Here is a 17,741-nt window from a genome sequence, read left to right as displayed (position 1 = left end):
TGCCTCCTTTGCTGTATTTCTAAAAAGGAGAAACGAGCATGAAAATTATTATTGGATCAAAAAATCCTACCAAAATTACGGCGGTCAAAAATAGCTTCCAACACCTGGAGGCAGAATTTATATCCTTAGACGTACAATCAGGGGTTAGCGAGCAGCCCTTCTCAGACGAAGAAACAATAAAAGGGGCGATCAACAGGGCAAAAGGCGCGCTTGAACAAGGAAATGGAGATATCGGCATCGGACTTGAGGGAGGCGTCCATGAAACTAGTCACGGACTGTTGCTTTGCAATTGGGGAGCGCTTGCCACCCTCGATATGGAGCCGATTGTAGCTGGCGGCGCAAGATTTTTACTGCCTGAGGAAGTGGCGGTAAGATTAAGGGCTGGTGAAGAGCTTGGCCCGGTTATGGAGGATTACGCGAAAAAGAAAAACGTCAGCAAGCAGGAAGGTGCTGTCGGGGTCTTTACGAATGGAATGGTCAATCGGGCCGAGATGTTTACGCATGTTATGAAGCTTTTAGTAGGGCAATTTACCTATCAGCAAAAATTAAAAGTAAAATAAGGTATATTTTTCGACACTATTTTTCGACAAAGTCTTGTCATTTGAATATTCTGGCAGTTATTATGGAGATAGAATATTGTTTTTATAAGGGGGAGAGCAGTCTGAGACTCTTTAAAATCATAACGATCTTCATAATATCGCTGGGATTATTAACTGCATGTGGAAATGCATCATATAAAAAGGAAAGTAAAGCAACTATTAAAATTGTGAATACAACGTTTCATGAGAAGGCAAAAAAGCCTTCGAAAAAAAGTGAAAAAATTCATTTTTACCTTCCGTTCGGATATGAAATTGATGACAGCACACCGAATAATATCATTTTAAAAAATGGCTCGAAAACTTATATTTTGTTTGTGAATCCCCAAGAAGGCCCTTCAAGTGAAGTGGTGTATAAAACGACAGTTGAACAGTATAAAAAACTGGATACAAATGAGAAATTCACAGACGATAAAATGTTCGGTTATTTGACCATTAAAAAGTTAAAAGATGATATGAATGAAATGACCGTTGGTGTAGGCGGCGCGAAAATAACCACTCAGGTAAAGACTTCAAGCCTTGAAGAAGAAGCGAAAGCAATGACGCAAATAGTCCATTCGGTTACATACAAATAAAAAAACGAAGGTAATCCCTTCGTTTTTTGTTTGGCATGGTTGGTTAAGATAATAGGGGATGTCCGATTGCATATTATTGGACTGACAAGCGGATGGATTGTTATGATTGAAAAAACATTCTTTCAATACGGGGGTCGTTAATAATGAAACATTTAGAATCCATGGAGCAATTTGAGCAATTGCGTGACCAGGGAAAAACGATTTTTATGTTCTCAGCTAATTGGTGCGGGGACTGCCGGTTTATTGAACCAGTCTTGCCAGAGATTGAGTCCAAATTCACGGAATATACCTTTATCCATGTAGACCGTGATCAATATATAGATTTATGCCAGCAGCTCGATGTTTTCGGGATCCCAAGTTTTATTGCCTTTGAAAACGGTAAAGAACTGGGCCGCTTTGTTAGTAAAGACCGTAAAACACAAGAGGAAATCGAAAAATTTATTACTGGTCTAAAATAAATCAGCACAAGGCTCCATCTCCTTTTGGAGAAGGAGCCTTTTTATCTAAAAAAGAAAACTACTCCTTTTAATATCGGAGGGATATATATGAAAATGGACAGTAAAAAGATGAGGCGAGAACTAGAATCGCGTTTAGATAATGAAGATAGAGTAGTAACCTATGATCGTGATAAAGATCAGCTGCGTATTGAAAGTAAACGAACTGGAAAAGGGATTACGGTTGCTCTAGCCGGGATTGTGGCTAAATGGCACGATGAGAAGGATAAAGCGATTGACGAGGTTGTTTATTATGTGGAAGAAGGGCTTCGGGCCATGGAGGAAACCGTCCAGTTAACCGACCATGAGAAAAAAATCTTCCCGGTTATCCGCTCGACCTCTTTTCCGAAGGAAGCCGAAGAAGGGGTTCCTTTCCTGACTGACGACCATACTGCGGAAACAAAAATCTATTATGCCTATGATATGGGGAAAACCTACCGATTAATTGATTCCCGCATTATGCAAAAAGAAGGATGGGATCCATCACGGATTAAGGAAATTGCCTTATTTAACGCAAGATCGCTTTCCACATCTGTAAAGGAGGATCAGGTCGCTGGAAATATTTTTTATTTCCTTAACACCAATGATGGCTATGATGCAAGCCGGATTTTAAACAAGGGATTCCTGATTGATATGGAAAAACGGATTACCGGGACAATGGTAGTGGCCGTTCCCCATCAGGATGTCTTAATTATCGCGGATATCCGCAATGACAGAGGCTATGATGTGATGGCACAAATGGCGATGAGCTTTTTCGCAAGCGGCAGAGTTCCTATTACCGCCCTATCGTTCTTATACGAAAACGGAGAATTAGAGCCGATTTTTATTTTAGGAAAAAATAAATAAAAGGGTAGGATCACTTGATGAAGGTGATCCTGTTTTTCTGTGTCTCAAGAACGAAATTTCATATATTTTGGCTGTTTCTAAAGAATAGTGTCGAAAAAATAAAAAATGCTGATAAAATAGAGTGACAAGAAGTGAAATAGAAAGAGTGATAGTTTTGAGCTGGATCCAAAACTTTTTTCAAAAATTAAAAAAAGATGAGGAAGGGGAATTTGACAAGCACCCCTTACATAATGATAAATCGGAAGTTCCTACATTTGCTTTTCAAAGTGAAAGCACTAAGGATTTGGATGCAAGAGTTTCTTATCAATATCCAAAAAACAAATTAAAGGCACCCTTACCTTTGGAATCAATAAAACCCCTAGAAGGAAAGCGGCGGAAAAAGAAAATCGGAAGAGAGACAGAGAATCTCCCACAATCGGTTAAAGAACGGCAAAAAGTAATTCAAAAAGAACCAATTAAGGCGAAAATTGAACCGTTAAAAAAAGCCCGGGGGCCGTTTCAACCAACCGAAATTCCTTCCCCAGTATTTGGGTTCAATCGCCCGAGAAAAACAGACTCGGTAGTTGAACATGAATTAAGTCATATTTTCGAGGAAGAAAAATTAAGCCAGTCCGCTCCGCTACTGACGGAAGAAAATCCCACAATGACAATATCAAATTTTGTCCATAAGAGTTTGGAGACAGAAACTGAAATTAAAGAGAATGTGGCCCTTGATGAAATCACTCCAATGGACAATACATACTCCGAAGAGACAGATAACAGCTCTGTTCTGATTGAAGGTGTTCAAGAACCTGAAGGCAAGGTTGGTGAACTGCTACTTCGTATCGAGGAATCCACGATACCACTAGGTGTTGAAGATAACCAGAGCGATGAATCCAAACCACCACTTCGTATTGAAGATAACCAAAACGAGGAATCCGAATTACCACTTCGTATCGAAGAGGACCAATTCGAGGAATCTGAACCTCCTAAGCCTAAGCGTTCTCATCTTCCTTTCAACGTCATGATGTTAAAGCAGGATCGGGAAAAATGGGAAGTAAAGAAAAGAAGACTCGACGAAGAACGGCAAAAGCAGGCTTTAATTGCCGCTTCTCAACAAGAGCAAGTCGTGGAAAACAACAGCCTGCTTAAAGTGAAAGAGGAACCGCAAAAGCAGGAATCAATTAATACACAGCAAAAAGAAATAATCGTTGAAACCAATAGCCGTCATGAAGAGCAAAAAGACCACCATATCCAAGAGATTGCCGCAGCAGGCGAATATCAATTCCCAATGGCGGATTTGCTCCATCCCCCGGTTTCCGAAATCATCGATACAAAATGGATGCTTTATCAAGAGGAATTGCTAAACCAAACCTTGCAAAACTTTAATGTTGGCGCAAATGTGGTAAATGTAACGCAAGGTCCGTCTGTTACCCGTTTTGAAGTACAGCCTGAACCTGGTGTCAAAGTGAACAAGATTACCAATCTAAGTGATGATATCAAATTAAGCCTTGCTGCCAGGGATATCCGGATCGAAGCACCAATTCCGGGGAAACACACGATTGGAATTGAAGTGCCGAACCAACAATCAAGGCCGGTGAGAATCAGCGAAATTATCGGCAGCGGCGTTTTCAATGATACAGCATCCCCGTTAACGGTGGTGCTTGGCCTCGATATTGCCGGCAAGCCGATTGTGACAGATTTAAAGAAAATGCCCCACGGTCTGATTGCCGGGGCAACAGGATCCGGAAAAAGTGTCTGCATTAATTCGATTTTAGTTAGCTTATTATATAAAGCCAGACCTGAAGATGTTAAGCTCATGCTAATTGACCCGAAAATGGTGGAGCTTGCACCATATAACCGGATTCCTCACCTGGTCAGCCCGGTTATTACCGATGTTAAGGCAGCAACCGCTGCGTTAAAATGGGCAGTCGATGAAATGGAACGCCGCTATGAGCTATTTGCCCATACCGGCGTCCGCGATATCAGCCGCTTTAATGAACTGGCTATGGAGCATAAAAGATATTCCGACAAGCTCCCATATATCGTCATTATTATTGATGAGCTGGCTGATTTAATGATGATGTCACCGGCTGATGTAGAGGAAGCCATTTGCCGGATAGCCCAAAAGGCAAGAGCGTGCGGTATCCATTTAATTATCGCAACGCAACGGCCGTCTGTGGATGTCATCACTGGTTTAATAAAAGCAAACGTCCCGACAAGGATTGCCTTTTCGGTCTCATCCCAAGTCGATTCGCGTACCATCATTGATATCAGCGGTGCCGAAAAATTGCTTGGCCGCGGCGATATGCTCTTTTTGGAAAATGGCTCATCAAAGCCGGTCCGCTTGCAGGGCACATTTGTAACCGATGAAGAAATTGATGTGGTTGTCGCCCATGTTAGAGAACAGCGCGAGCCGGAATATTTATTTGTGCAGGAAGAACTTTTAAAAAAGGCCCAAATAACGGAGGAGGAGGACGAGTTGTTTTATGATGCCTGTGAATTTATCATCGAACAAGGAGCAGCCTCAACTTCCAGCCTGCAGCGCCGCTTTAAAATTGGCTATAACCGGGCTGCACGCTTAATGGATATGCTCGAGCAGCAGGGTTATATTTCAGGTGCAAACGGAAGCAAGCCGCGGGAAGTGTTAATCAACGAAGCGGATTTGGAATCTATCCAGGATGCAAGTCTAAATATGTAAATATAGACAAATAATAAATAAAACTCAGCGATTGGCGAGTCCGATAGGACGATTCATGTGTTGTAGTTGAACTTATGCGTTCAAATTTACAACAGTAAATTCTGATTAGCGAATAGTACCATTGGAGCAATTCGGGTTCGAAAATAGTTTTTACGGATAAACAGTGATATAATATTGAAATATGTTCAGGAAAAGCAGGTGTCCAATTCTCCCTGCTTTTTCAGATTAGCAAATACAGACAGATGTCATATACTGTTTTACAGATAGACGTTGGTTGGAGGTTCTTCTATGACAATTTACCATTTTGTCGGTATAAAGGGGTCTGGTATGAGCGCACTTGCACAAGTGCTCCATGATATGAAATTTCAGGTCCAAGGCTCCGATGTCGAAAAGCGCTTTTTTACTCAACTGGCCCTTGAACAATCGGGGATTAAAATACTCCCGTTCCAGAAAGAAAATATCGAGCCAGGGATGACAATCATTGCCGGGAACGCATTTCCTGATACGCATGAGGAAATTCAAGAGGCCATGAAACTAGGGCTTCCTATTATACGTTACCATCGTTTTTTAGGCGACTTTATGCAAAATTTCACCAGCATAGCCATCACAGGTGCCCATGGCAAAACATCCACCACGGGTCTGCTTTCGCATGTAATCGCAGGCGCGAAGCCTACTTCCTTTTTAATTGGTGACGGTACCGGTAAAGGAGAAGAAGGTGCGGAGTATTTTGTTTTTGAGGCATGTGAGTATAGACGACATTTTCTTTCCTACTTCCCTGATTATGCCATAATGACCAATATTGACTTTGATCATCCTGATTATTTTGCCAATATCGATGATGTTTTTTCGGCTTTTCAGGAGTTGGCCTTCCAAGTGAAAAAAGGGATATTTGCTTATGGTGATGATGAGCAGCTTCAAAAAATTCAGGCTAAGGTTCCTGTCTTGTTTTATGGATTTGCGGAGGAAAATGATTATCAGGCCGCAAATATTGTGAAAACGACAGAAGGAACAAGCTTTGATGTATTTATTCGCAATACGTATTATGACACCTTTTCCATTCCAACATTCGGTGACCATAGTGTTCTAAATGCTCTAGCTGTCATTGGCGTTTGCCATTATGAAGATATTAATGTGGAAGTAGTGAAAGAACTTTTAACGACCTTCCAAGGGGTTAAGCGAAGATTTACGGAAAAAAGGATGGGCAGCCAAATTTTAATTGACGATTATGCCCACCATCCGACTGAAATCAAAGCAACCATCGATGCAGCCATGCAAAAATATCCTGATCGTGAAATTGTTGCCGTGTTCCAGCCGCATACCTTTACAAGGACGCAGGCCTTTTTAGAAGATTTTGCTGAGAGCCTAAGGCTGGCGGATAAAACTTATTTGTGTGAAATTTTTGGGTCAGCTCGTGAAAAACAAGGAAAGCTTTCTATTCACGACCTTGAGGAAAAAATCCCTGGTGCTGAAATTCTCACTGAAGAGACCACATATTTATTAGGGAACCATGATAATAGTGTCATCCTCTTTATGGGGGCTGGAGACATTCAGAAATTCCAGGAATCTTATGAAAAACAAATTGCTAAATAAGAAAAGGATTCCGCCAAGTGCGGCATCCTTTTTTCATATCAATAATATAAGGAATTTTTTTTAACAAATTGCAGGAAAACAAGACAAATCACTGGAAGTAGTATAAGATATGAACGAGGTTTAAACCATAGTTTGAACGGTAATACATAATTAATAGGATATATCGGAGGTTTTATGATGATCTTGATTTTATACATAAGCGTAGCCTTGATTGCAGTAGCTTTTTTAGTGCTGGTTTTCTATTTATCAGCGACACTTAAATCCCTGAAAATTACCCTTACGAGTGTTTCGGACACTTTAAAGGGACTGGAAAAACAAGTTGAAGGTGTCACAAGTGAAACAACACAGCTCTTACAAAAAACAAATGCCCTTGCCGAAGATTTACAAGATAAATCAGTGCGCTTAAATAGTGTCGTTGATTCTGTTAAAGAGGTTGGAACCTCAGTCAGGAAATTTAATGGAACCTTAAAGAATATTACGAATACGATTGATGAGCAAGTCGAAGAGAGCAAGGAAAAAGTTTCGCAAATTATTCAGTGGAGCAATGTATTTTTTGAATTAAAAGACATGTGGCAGGCTCGTAAGGAAGCCAAAAATGAAGAAACCATTTATGAAAGGCAAAAGGAACGTTCACATTAAAAAAGAGGAGTGAAGGGATTATGACAAAAAGAGAGTATGAATCACGTGAAACCAATCAAGTTCGAAGCGACGAATCTGGCAGCAGCAGTTTTCTGCTGGGCGTTATCGTTGGCGGTCTGGCGGGTGCTGCAGCGGCGCTGCTCTTAGGTACAAAAAAAGGCCAGGAATTTCGCCATACACTTTCTGACCAAACGGGATCTCTTCTCGATAAATCTTCACCGCTAAGGGAAAATGTAAAGTCCAAAACTATCTCACTTACCCAGGGGCTTGCCCAGCAATCCTCTAATCTAATGAATAAAGTGAAAGGGAAAACAGATACCACTTTTGAGCAGCATGAGGATTCCGAAACCACCTATATTTCGATTCAAGGTTCAAACGAAAAAACGGCATCAACAAAAGCTTCAGCAAATAGCGATGAAATTCGAAAAAAATTAGAGGAAGCTCAAAAAGCACTAGAGGAAGAAGAAAGCAAGGTTAGGATTTAAAAGGAATATAAGTCATACAGTTTGTGAAACATTACGGTGAAGTGTTAAAATTACTTCACCGTTTATTATTATCTGGAGGTAAAATTATGCTGAAAAAAATTGATTCAATTGAAGAGTTTACGGAATTACTAAATAACGAAAATTCATTTTATCTATTAAAGCACAGCTTAACTTGCCCAATCAGCCAAGCAGCCTACAAAGAATACGAGAAATTTTCGAATGAACATGAAAATATCCCAACTTACTACTTGGCAGTTCAAGATTCCCGCCCATTATCAAACGAAATCGCTGAACAATTTCAAATTAAGCACGAATCTCCACAAGCCATTCTTTTTGCTGATGGGAAACCATCGTGGAATGCTTCACACTGGAAAATAACGAATCGTTCTTTGGCACAAGCTATTCCCGTTCAGGAATAAAAAATAGTTCCATATCGCCATATAACAGTCACCTTTTTTCAAAAAACACATATATTACTTTAATATATATCAAAAAATACTTTAATACTTAAAAGCTTAAAAGCGTTTAATCGTTAAAGAAAAAAGTGATGACAAAGAAATTTATTTCGGCTATAATAACCCTAATTATAAAAAAGTTTATAATTTTTAAAAATCTTTGATTGTGAGGCAGTAAACTTAATCCTATTTAAAAAAGATAACTTTACTTAGGAATAAATGCCGACAAAAGAAAGGACGGGGACGAAAAGATGGGCAATAATGAATTGGATCAGTTAAGAGACCGTGTAGATGAGTTAAACTTGGAATTGTTGAGGTTAATAAATGAAAGAGCTCGACTCGTCCAAGAGATCGGGCAGGTAAAAGGAAGTCAAGGCGTTTTCCGCTTCGATCCAGTCCGCGAAAGAATGATGCTCGATAAAATTAAAGAGAATAATGATGGTCCATTTGAAAATTCAACAATTGATCACCTGTTTAAGGAAATTTTCAAAGCGGGGCTTGACCTCCAAAAGGACGACCATAAGAAAGCTTTGTTAGTTTCTAGAAAGAAACAGCCAGAAAATACAATCGTAGACTTAAAAGGCGAAAAAATTGGCGATGGCAAGCAGCATTTTGTCTTCGGTCCATGTGCAGTTGAATCCTATGAGCAGGTGGCAACTGTGGCTAAATCTATGAAGGAAAAAGGCTTAAAGCTTTTGCGCGGTGGTGCTTACAAGCCAAGAACGTCTCCATATGATTTCCAAGGATTAGGTGTAGAAGGACTGAAAATATTAAAACGTGTTGCAAATGAATTTGATATGGCCGTCATTAGTGAAATTGTCAGTCCTGCCGATATTGAAATGGCTATTGATTACATCGATGTTATCCAAATTGGTGCACGTAATATGCAAAACTTCGAATTATTAAAGGCTGCTGGTGCAGTAAATAAACCTGTTCTATTAAAGAGAGGGTTAGCTGCAACCATCGAGGAATTCATCAATGCTGCCGAATATATCATGGCGCAAGGAAATGGACAAATTATCCTTTGCGAGCGTGGAATTCGGACCTACGAGAAGGCAACTAGAAATACCTTAGATATTTCCGCTGTTCCTATCTTAAAGCAAGAAACACATTTACCGGTTATGGTAGATGTTACTCACTCAACTGGAAGAAGAGATTTACTGCTTCCATGCGCGAAGGCTGCAATTGCAATTGGGGCAGACGGCGTTATGGCTGAAGTACACCCAGACCCTGCTGTAGCACTTTCTGATGCACAGCAGCAAATGAACCTTGAGCAATTTGATCACTTCTACAATGAACTCCTTGCATCCAACTTTGTAAGAGTATAATGAACAAGAACCTTCTGCTATGATAGCAGGAGGTTTTTTCCTGCTTTTAAAAAAATATTGACAATATAATTGCGGCTTTTTTCTTCTTGTCGTATCATAAGTACATACTTAAAGATTGTTTACTTTATCACATAAGCAATAATGACTAGATTTTAGCTAAATGCTATAAAATAAAGAAAACAATGAACGTTTTAGGAGAGTGTTACAAGTGAATAATATTACAATTTATGACGTAGCTCGTGAAGCGAATGTTTCCATGGCCACAGTATCCCGCGTTGTTAACGGGAATCCTAATGTAAAGCCGGTTACCCGGAAAAAGGTCCAAGAGGTAATCGAAAGATTAGGATACCGTCCAAATGCGGTTGCCAGAGGATTGGCAAGTAAAAAAACAACTACAGTAGGAGTTATCATCCCTGATATCTCCAATATCTTCTTTGCAGAGCTTGCACGCGGGATTGAAGATATTGCCACCATGTATAAGTACAATATTATCTTAAGTAATTCAGATCAAAACAAAGAAAAGGAACTACATTTATTTAACACAATGTTAGGTAAACAGGTAGACGGGATTGTTTTCATGGGAGGACATATTACTCCTGAGCATGTCGATGAGTTTGAAAGGTCTCCAGTTCCAGTTGTGCTAGCGGGATCTATCGAAGAATCTGAAAAGATTCCTTCTGTTAACATTGATTATGAACAGGCTGCCTACGATTCTGTAAAGGAGTTTATCGGTAGAGGGCATAAACATATTGCTTTTGTTATTGGACCGCTTTATGAACCGGATATCACCGTTAAAAAGCTAAATGGCTATAAGAGAGCCTTAGAAGATGCAAATATTCCTTTTAATGAAGAGCTAATTATTGAAGGAGATTATACGTACGATTCCGGAATTGAAGCATTTGAAAAAATGCTGGAACTATCTGAGAAACCAACGGCCATTTTGGTTGGTGCGGATGAAATGGCACTTGGTGTCGTCCATGGTGCTGAGGATAAGGGCTACAGTATTCCAGAGGATTTTGAGGTTATTACTTCTGACAATACGAGACTGTCGCTGATGGTCCGTCCGCAGCTTACGACGATTGTTCAACCTCTTTATGATATTGGGGCTGTTGCAATGCGCTTGTTAACCAAATTAATGAACAAAGAAAAAGTAAGTGAACAAAAAGTGGTTCTTCCACATCGAATTGAACATCGTCAATCAACAAGGGAATAATAAAAAAGGGCGGCTAATTAGTCGCCTTTTTTATTTTGTCTAAATCCTGCTAACGGGCCTGTTGATTTCCTCTCCGGGCACTCGCTTTCCGCGGGGAGGTCCTGGAGCCTCCTCGGCGCTGAAAGCGCCTGCGGGGTCTCCAGTGACCTCTATATCCCGCAGGACACTGAAAATCTTCTCCCTTGAATCGGCCCACGCACGAAGGAAATGCGATAGCATTTTCGAGGAGTCGAGTGCCCTCTGCTCCAATCAACTGGGAGTCAAATATCCTAAAGTATTGCAACACACATTTTCTCCACCTGGTAAGTGTGCTGCTTTATGAGGACATTTCCATCCAGGAAGTGTCCGAACCTGCGCAACCTTCGGACAAAATCGCTTGAAAAAGAGGCGGAAGTGTCCGAACCAGTGCAGCCTTCGGACAAAACCGCTTGAAAAAGGGGCGGAAGTGTCCGAACCTACGCAACCTTCGGACAAAATCGCCTGAAAAAGAGGAGGAAGTGTCTGAACCTCGCGGAAATCGAAGTGCCTAGGGCGCAAATCAACAAACATGTTAAAAAGGCTTTAAATTAATATTTTTATATAAAAATTAACGTGGTGAATCGACAAAGGTAATGAGGTAAAATAAAAGGCTATCGAAAGGTTTTCGATAGCCTGAGGTGCTAAATAGCCGCCTTTTCTTATTATCTTGATTCACTTTTTTGATGATTACGAATTGGATATAGTGCTTTTTCAAGTGTGATTAAGTTCTTTTCTGTTATTTCTGCTTTTCTTGGGATTGGAGGATAAATATCCTCTGGATCATCCCACTCCCTTGGCAGTGTCACCGGGGACTCCTTTTGCCACTGCTCTATCCAGTCTTCAGGCAAACTGCCAAAACAATTGGGATTTTCCGTCATCTCCATCCAAATAAATGCCCAAGCCCTTGGGACAACACGCCAAATGTCATATCCGCCGCCGCCTACGGCAATCCATTTGCCGCCGCAATATTGATGCGCAATTTCATGGGCAAGCTTTGGGATTTCCCGATATATTTTCATCGTTGCCGACAAATGGGTTAATGGGTCATAATAATGCGAGTCTGCTCCGTTTTGCGTCAAGATCACATCAGGCTTAAAAAACTCGGCCACATCTCTGATTGCATTTTTATAGGCATGCAGCCACGAATCATCTTCTGTAAAGGCATCAACAGGGATGTTGAATGAATAGCCGTATCCCGCTCCCTGGCCTCTTTCGTTAATATTGCCTGTACCCGGAAATAGATACCGGCCAGTCTCATGAATTGATAGTGTACAGACATTCGGGTCATCGTAAAAGGACCATTGAACTCCGTCACCATGATGGGCGTCTGTATCAACGTATAAAACGCGGGCATTATATTTTTGCTGGATATATTTAATCGCAACAGAACTATCATTGTAAATGCAAAATCCGGAGGCTTTCCCCCGAAATCCGTGATGCAGACCGCCGCCAAGGTGCAGGGCATGAAGTGTTTTTCCAGTCATTACCTCATCGACAGCCGTTAAGGTCCCCCCCACCATCAAAGAACTAGCCTCATGCATATTAGCGAAAATAGGGGTATCTTCAGTACCTAAACCATAGTTTTCAGCCATTTCTTTCGGAAGAAGCCCCTGGCCGGCCTTTTTTACTGCTTCTACGTAACTTGGGTCATGGATTAAGGTTAACTCCTCTTCAGTCGCCATTCGTGGCTTAACAATCTGATTGGGGTCTAAGGCATTTATTCTATTTAATAAATCTACTGTGAGTTTAAGCCGGAATTGATTGAAAGGATGATGGCTGTTGAATCGATAATTCAGAAGGTCTTCTGAGTAAATAAAGGAACAGCGATCATTCATATAGACATCCCCGGCAAATTTGGCCATAACACCTGGTGGCCAGCTTCTTTAAGGTCTTGAATCAATCCGGTAGGGTTCATTAATTGAACTCTGATTACAAGTATTTTATATTGCTCATCCTGTTTATCTGGGTAAACCAGTACACTTAAGATGTTTGCCTTCCGTTTTCGGATAATTTCTGCGATTTCACTGAGAATTCCGGAGATATTCGGCACTTTTATTTCTATTTGCGAGCCAGGCTGATGAACACCTGTTAATTCAATCATTGTTCTTAATAAATCGGTTTCTGTCACAATTCCCACTAATTTTCGATTATTGATGACCGGAAGGCAGCTTATTTTATGTTCATAGAAAAGAGCGGCGATCTCTTCAACAAAATCCAGGGGATGGCTTGTGATGACGTTTTTCTCCATTATCGTATCTAGGGGTTTTTTCAAAATTTCCGGGTGTTCATTTGCATGAAAAATGGACGGTGTAGCCTCTCTTATTTTAGCAACGGTAACAAGACCAACCAGGTGCCCGTCTTTATCAATGATTGGGATGTGGCGAATTTTCCTTAATTCCATTAATGCCATGGCGTCTGCAATGGTATCAGTGGGAGAGAGGGCAGCTACATCCGATTGCATAATTTCTTCCACGATCATAGGATTTCCCCCAATTCTCTATAGTTCAATCATGTTTAGTACATAAATCGATTCATAAAACGAAGACGATCGAAACGCTGAATGGATTCATTATCGATTCGTTTGCCCATTTTGGCCATCAAACAGTTGGCTGGGTGGGAGCAGATTTCCGGGTCATCAGTCGCATACCATTCCAAACCGCCGGCATTCATCATTTTCTCCATGATTTTTCGATATTCCCAAACATTGAGTTTGGTTCCTTTTAAATCCCAATGCCAATAATACTCGGTGGTGATAATAATATAGTCTTCCATGGCATCATCCATCATCGAAACAATCAGGAGGTTTTTACCGACAGCACAGCCTCTAAATTGAGGGATCACCTCGATAGCGCCCAATTCTATTAAATTATCCATCTTTCCTTCCGACCAGCGTTCGAGAGGGTCCGGGTATAAATAGGTAACATAACCGACGATTGTATTTTGATGCCGCGCAATAATAATTCTTCCTTCCGGTAAATCGGCGATCCCGATTAATGCCTCGTGCTGCTGGGCAGGGGGGCGAAACGCAACAAGGTCTTCATGAAAATCATAGCCTGCTAATTTTTCTGCAGTGACAGGGCCTTCAATAATTAATTTGCCTTGAGGAGTTTTTAATTCCTTAGCATTATAGGTTTTTTTGTGCTCCATTTGGTCACCCCTGGAAAAAATCTAGGTACTTCAATTCTATTATACATGAAATTTATATCTTTAAAGATTTTTCACTAAATTTTCGAAAAATTAAACACTAGGTTTATATTTTTTTAAAAAAATGTTTTTTTAAAATTGTGAATAGTTATTATTTGTACTATAATTATCTCAAATACTTCAGAGGGGGAGATAGGAATGAGAGTGGAAGCGCTGCCAGTAGTCCAAGGGGATTTCAATTTGCGAAACTATGAAGAAACATATAAGAATTTTGACTGGAAAGATACAGAAAAGGAATTCTCTTGGAGTGAGACAGGCCTTGTTAATATGGCTTACGAGGCGATTGACCGCCACGCGGGTACGTATAGAAAAAATAAGGTGGCATTATATTATCGTGATGCTTCGAGAAATGAAAAATATACTTTTAAGGAAATGAAGGAGCTTTCCAATAAAGCCGGGAATGTGCTGAAAAATTACGGCGATGTCGAAAAAGGCGACCGTGTCTTTATTTTCATGCCGCGTTCTCCAGAACTTTATTTTACTGTTTTAGGAGCAATTAAGCTTGGTGCGATCGTTGGCCCATTGTTTGAAGCCTTCATGGAAGGGGCTGTCAGGGATCGTCTACAAGACAGTGAAGCAAAAGTATTAGTAACTACACCAGAATTGTTAAGCCGTGTACCTGTCCAGGATTTACCGGCATTAAAGCATATTTTCCTCGTTGGAAAAAATGTGGAGGAACAAGGTAATTGCATTAACTTTTTAGAAAAATTTGAGACTGCCAGCAAAGAGCTGAAGATTGAATGGGTTGAGCGGACAGATGGATTAATCCTCCATTACACATCTGGATCCACTGGTAAGCCAAAGGGCGTACTGCATGTGCATAATGCGATGATTCAGCATTATCAAACAGCTAAATGGGTTCTTGATTTAAAAGAGGATGATGTTTACTGGTGTACAGCAGACCCAGGCTGGGTGACAGGAACTTCATACGGTATCTTTGGCCCATGGCTGACTGGTACTTCGAATGTTATTGTCGGCGGACGTTTCAGCCCAGAATCCTGGTATCAAATGATTGAAGACTTCGGTGTTACGGTTTGGTACAGTGCTCCAACAGCATTCCGGATGCTGATGGGAGCGGGGGACGAGCTGGTTAAGAAATTTAATTTAAGCAGTCTTCGCCATGTCTTGAGTGTTGGTGAGCCATTAAACCCAGAAGTGGTAAAATGGGGTGCCAAGGTATTCAATAAGAGAATTCATGATAACTGGTGGATGACAGAAACTGGTGCCCAGTTAATCAGTAACTATCCTTGCATGGAAATCAAGCCTGGTTCGATGGGGAAGCCAATCCCTGGCGTTGAGGCGGCGATTGTTGATAATCAAGGTAACGAGCTTCCGCCATACAGAATGGGGAACCTTGCAATTAAAAAAGGCTGGCCTTCGATGATGCATACGATCTGGAACAATCCTGAGAAATACGAGTCGTATTTCATGCCAGGTGACTGGTATGTCTCTGGAGACTCTGCGTACATGGATGAGGATGGCTACTTCTGGTTCCAAGGCCGCGTCGATGACGTCATCATGACATCTGGAGAGCGTGTAGGTCCATTTGAAGTGGAAAGCAAGCTTGTTGAACACCCAGCAGTTGCTGAAGCAGGGGTTATCGGAAAACCGGATCCTGTGCGCGGGGAAATTATTAAAGCCTTCATCGCGTTAAGGGATGGTTATGTGGCAACTGAAGAGCTTAAAGAGGAAATTAGACAGTTCGTCAAAAAAGGTCTGGCAGCACATGCCGCACCTCGTGAAATTGATTTCCGTGACAAGCTGCCAAAAACACGAAGCGGCAAGATCATGAGACGTGTTTTGAAAGCATGGGAGTTAAATTTGCCGACTGGTGATTTATCGACGATGGAAGACTAATTTTTAAAGATATAAAGATAGAGGCTGAATCCAATTGATGACTGGAGCAGCCTCTTTTTTTGTTGGTATTAAATCCTTCTTTTGGATTCGCTGATAAATGGTAAAAATTCGCTGATATATGCTAATTCCGTTTGCGTTCGGCCCAGCCAATTCCCTTTCGATAGCCGAATCCCAAGATTAGATAAATTACCAAAACAATTACTCCCGTGACCAATCTTTCCCGCATGCTTCCATCTGCCAAAAGAACAGGACCAAGGCCAAAAAACGTAACCAAGCCAATGAGAAGGATAAAAACAGCGTGTACTAAAATTCTCACTACTTTCACCTCCAAATTTCCTTTTTATATATTGACGTTGAAAAGAAAAAAGCTGTTACAAATAAAAAGGACTTTGGGTTGCAGTCCCAAAGCCCCTTTATACCAATTAATATTTAATTAACGTATATTTCTTTTTCCCTCTTCGGACAATCGTAAACTGGCCTTCAATTTTGTCAGTTTCCTGAAGAGTATAAGAGGTATCAGTTACCTTTTCTCCATTAATGGCAATGGCACCATTTGAAATATCTTCACGAGCCTGGCGCTTGGAAGGAGAGATCTTTGCCGCTACTAATAGCTCAACCAAATTATTTTCCTCTTCATTTTGAAGCGCGTAAGACGGTACATCTTTAAAGCCCTGCTTGATTTCGGCAGCCGATAAACTGCGAACGTCTCCACTAAATAGTGCTTCGGAAATCTTGATGGCCTGCTTTAGTGCATCCTCTCCGTGAATCAGACGTGTCATCTCTTCCGCCAGTGCCTTTTGGCCTTTACGGAGATGCGGCTCTTCTTGGACACAGACTTCCAATTGTTCAATTTCCTCACGAGAAAGGTAGGTAAACAGCTTCAAGTATTTCACCACATCGGCATCGGCTGTGTTAATCCAGAACTGGTAGAACTCGTAAGGAGTGGTTTTTTCCGGGTCGAGCCAGATAGCGCCGCCTTCTGATTTTCCAAACTTGGTACCGTCGGATTTGGTTACAAGCGGAATTGTCAGCCCAAAGGCTTTCGTCTCTTCGTTATGCATTTTCCGAATTAACTCAAGACCTGAGGTAATGTTCCCCCACTGGTCACTGCCGCCAACCTGTAATTTGCAGTTATAATGATCATATAAATGGTTGAAATCCATCGCCTGTAAAATCGTGTAGGTGAACTCGGTAAACGAGATCCCTGTTTCAAGCCTAGAGGCAATCGTATCCTTTGCCAGCAGGTAGTTGACACCGATATGCTTGCCGATATCACGCAGGAAGGCAATGACACTCATGGGCTCGGTCCAGTCGTAGTTGTTGACCATAACTGCGCCATTTTCTCCTTCAAACTCAAAAATGGCCGTTAATTGCTTTTTAATGCCTTCAACGTTTTTCTGAACCGCTTCGATTGTTTGCAGCTTTCGTTCTTCGCTTTTACCGCTCGGGTCGCCAATCAGCCCAGTTGCGCCTCCGACCAATACAAGCGGACGATGTCCATGCTGCTGGAATCTTCTTAGTGTTAAAAACGGCACCAAATGGCCGATATGAAGACTGTCAGCGGTTGGGTCTGTCCCGCAATAGAGGGAAATTTTTTCGTTATCTAAAAGATTTTGCAACCCTTCTTCATCTGTTTGCTGATAAATAATGCCCCGCCATTTCAAATCCTCTAATAAGTTCATTACTCAAAACCTCCAATAAAAAATAAAAACGCCCCTGCAATTATGCAGGGACGTAAAATATACGCGGTACCACCCAGCT

General features: G+C 41.2%; 17 protein-coding genes and 1 other annotated feature (1 of these 18 only partly in view). Of the genes, 12 read left to right on the top strand and 5 right to left on the bottom strand.

The genetic code is table 11. The features are described 5' to 3' along the window. The first annotated feature begins 38 nt into the window (after positions 1 to 38). From ACFPA1_RS17335 to ccpA, 11 genes are all read left to right on the top strand, one after another. Positions 39 to 560, top strand: coding sequence for a DUF84 family protein (locus ACFPA1_RS17335; protein WP_378584326.1), 522 nt, complete (start codon positions 39 to 41; stop codon positions 558 to 560). 62 nt (positions 561 to 622) lie between these two features. Beyond that, the gene (locus ACFPA1_RS17330; protein ID WP_213144579.1) at positions 623 to 1,171 is read left to right on the top strand and encodes a hypothetical protein; all 549 of its coding nucleotides are present in this window, start codon (positions 623 to 625) and stop codon (positions 1,169 to 1,171) included. 143 nt (positions 1,172 to 1,314) lie between these two features. Beyond that, positions 1,315 to 1,629, top strand: a complete 315-nt coding sequence (locus ACFPA1_RS17325; protein WP_213119873.1) for a thioredoxin family protein — start codon at positions 1,315 to 1,317, stop codon at positions 1,627 to 1,629. An 87-nt stretch (positions 1,630 to 1,716) separates the two neighbouring features. Further along, positions 1,717 to 2,511, top strand: coding sequence for a DUF1444 domain-containing protein (locus ACFPA1_RS17320; RefSeq protein WP_378584324.1), 795 nt, complete (start codon positions 1,717 to 1,719; stop codon positions 2,509 to 2,511). A 145-nt stretch (positions 2,512 to 2,656) separates the two neighbouring features. After that, on the top strand, positions 2,657 to 5,191 hold the full coding sequence (locus ACFPA1_RS17315; protein ID WP_378584322.1) for a DNA translocase FtsK: 2,535 nt from the start codon (positions 2,657 to 2,659) through the stop codon (positions 5,189 to 5,191). A 288-nt stretch (positions 5,192 to 5,479) separates the two neighbouring features. After that, positions 5,480 to 6,781: a UDP-N-acetylmuramate--L-alanine ligase gene (gene murC, locus ACFPA1_RS17310; protein ID WP_213144581.1), complete on the top strand. Its 1,302-nt coding sequence runs from the start codon at positions 5,480 to 5,482 to the stop codon at positions 6,779 to 6,781. A gap of 174 nt (positions 6,782 to 6,955) precedes the next feature. Beyond that, entirely contained in the window at positions 6,956 to 7,420 is a 465-nt protein-coding gene (locus tag ACFPA1_RS17305) for a DUF948 domain-containing protein (protein ID WP_378584319.1), read from the top strand. Between the two features lie 20 nt (positions 7,421 to 7,440). Beyond that, complete coding sequence (locus ACFPA1_RS17300) at positions 7,441 to 7,905, top strand: YtxH domain-containing protein (protein WP_213144582.1); 465 nt, start codon at positions 7,441 to 7,443, stop codon at positions 7,903 to 7,905. 86 nt (positions 7,906 to 7,991) lie between these two features. Beyond that, a complete protein-coding gene (ytxJ, locus tag ACFPA1_RS17295; RefSeq protein WP_213144583.1) occupies positions 7,992 to 8,324 on the top strand; it encodes a bacillithiol system redox-active protein YtxJ in 333 nt (110 codons plus the stop codon). 287 nt (positions 8,325 to 8,611) lie between these two features. After that, positions 8,612 to 9,688, top strand: coding sequence for a bifunctional 3-deoxy-7-phosphoheptulonate synthase/chorismate mutase (locus ACFPA1_RS17290; RefSeq protein ID WP_378584317.1), 1,077 nt, complete (start codon positions 8,612 to 8,614; stop codon positions 9,686 to 9,688). 208 nt (positions 9,689 to 9,896) lie between these two features. Continuing rightward, positions 9,897 to 10,901 (top strand): catabolite control protein A, encoded by a 1,005-nt coding sequence (gene ccpA / locus ACFPA1_RS17285; RefSeq protein ID WP_213144585.1) that lies wholly within the window; start codon positions 9,897 to 9,899, stop codon positions 10,899 to 10,901. Positions 10,902 to 11,581: 680 nt separating this feature from the next. Here the strand turns inward: ccpA and ACFPA1_RS17280 are convergent. Genes ACFPA1_RS17280 through ACFPA1_RS17270 form a run of 3 tightly spaced genes read right to left on the bottom strand, consistent with a single transcriptional unit; the run spans position 11,582 to position 14,066 of the window. Further along, the gene (locus ACFPA1_RS17280; protein ID WP_378584314.1) at positions 11,582 to 12,754 is read right to left on the bottom strand and encodes an acetoin utilization protein AcuC; all 1,173 of its coding nucleotides are present in this window, start codon (positions 12,752 to 12,754) and stop codon (positions 11,582 to 11,584) included. Further along, positions 12,751 to 13,398: an acetoin utilization AcuB family protein gene (locus ACFPA1_RS17275; protein WP_213144586.1), complete on the bottom strand. Its 648-nt coding sequence runs from the start codon at positions 13,396 to 13,398 to the stop codon at positions 12,751 to 12,753. Before ACFPA1_RS17275 ends, ACFPA1_RS17280 begins: the two co-directional genes overlap by 4 nt. Before the next feature lie 35 nt (positions 13,399 to 13,433). Beyond that, positions 13,434 to 14,066 carry a GNAT family N-acetyltransferase gene (locus ACFPA1_RS17270; RefSeq protein ID WP_213144587.1) on the bottom strand — a complete coding sequence of 211 codons (633 nt, stop codon included), beginning with the start codon at positions 14,064 to 14,066 and terminating at the stop codon, positions 13,434 to 13,436. 195 nt (positions 14,067 to 14,261) lie between these two features. Here ACFPA1_RS17270 and acsA point away from each other — a divergent pair, with 195 nt between their 5' ends. Next, a complete protein-coding gene (acsA, locus tag ACFPA1_RS17265; RefSeq protein ID WP_213144588.1) occupies positions 14,262 to 15,980 on the top strand; it encodes an acetate--CoA ligase in 1,719 nt (572 codons plus the stop codon). Positions 15,981 to 16,101: 121 nt separating this feature from the next. On the opposite strand, the gene ACFPA1_RS17260 is transcribed toward acsA, so the two are convergent. Further along, complete coding sequence (locus ACFPA1_RS17260) at positions 16,102 to 16,296, bottom strand: DUF6954 family protein (RefSeq protein ID WP_213144589.1); 195 nt, start codon at positions 16,294 to 16,296, stop codon at positions 16,102 to 16,104. Between the two features lie 106 nt (positions 16,297 to 16,402). After that, positions 16,403 to 17,662 carry a tyrosine--tRNA ligase gene (gene tyrS / locus ACFPA1_RS17255; protein WP_213144590.1) on the bottom strand — a complete coding sequence of 420 codons (1,260 nt, stop codon included), beginning with the start codon at positions 17,660 to 17,662 and terminating at the stop codon, positions 16,403 to 16,405. Positions 17,663 to 17,705: 43 nt separating this feature from the next. Beyond that, positions 17,706 to 17,741: a binding site (T-box leader), on the bottom strand (it continues 178 nt past the right edge of the window).

This window comes from Neobacillus sp. GCM10023253 (assembly GCF_042653105.1).
Lineage (GTDB): Bacteria > Bacillota > Bacilli > Bacillales > Cytobacillaceae > Neobacillus > Neobacillus citreus.
This window is presented reverse-complemented; position numbering and strand designations above follow the sequence as displayed.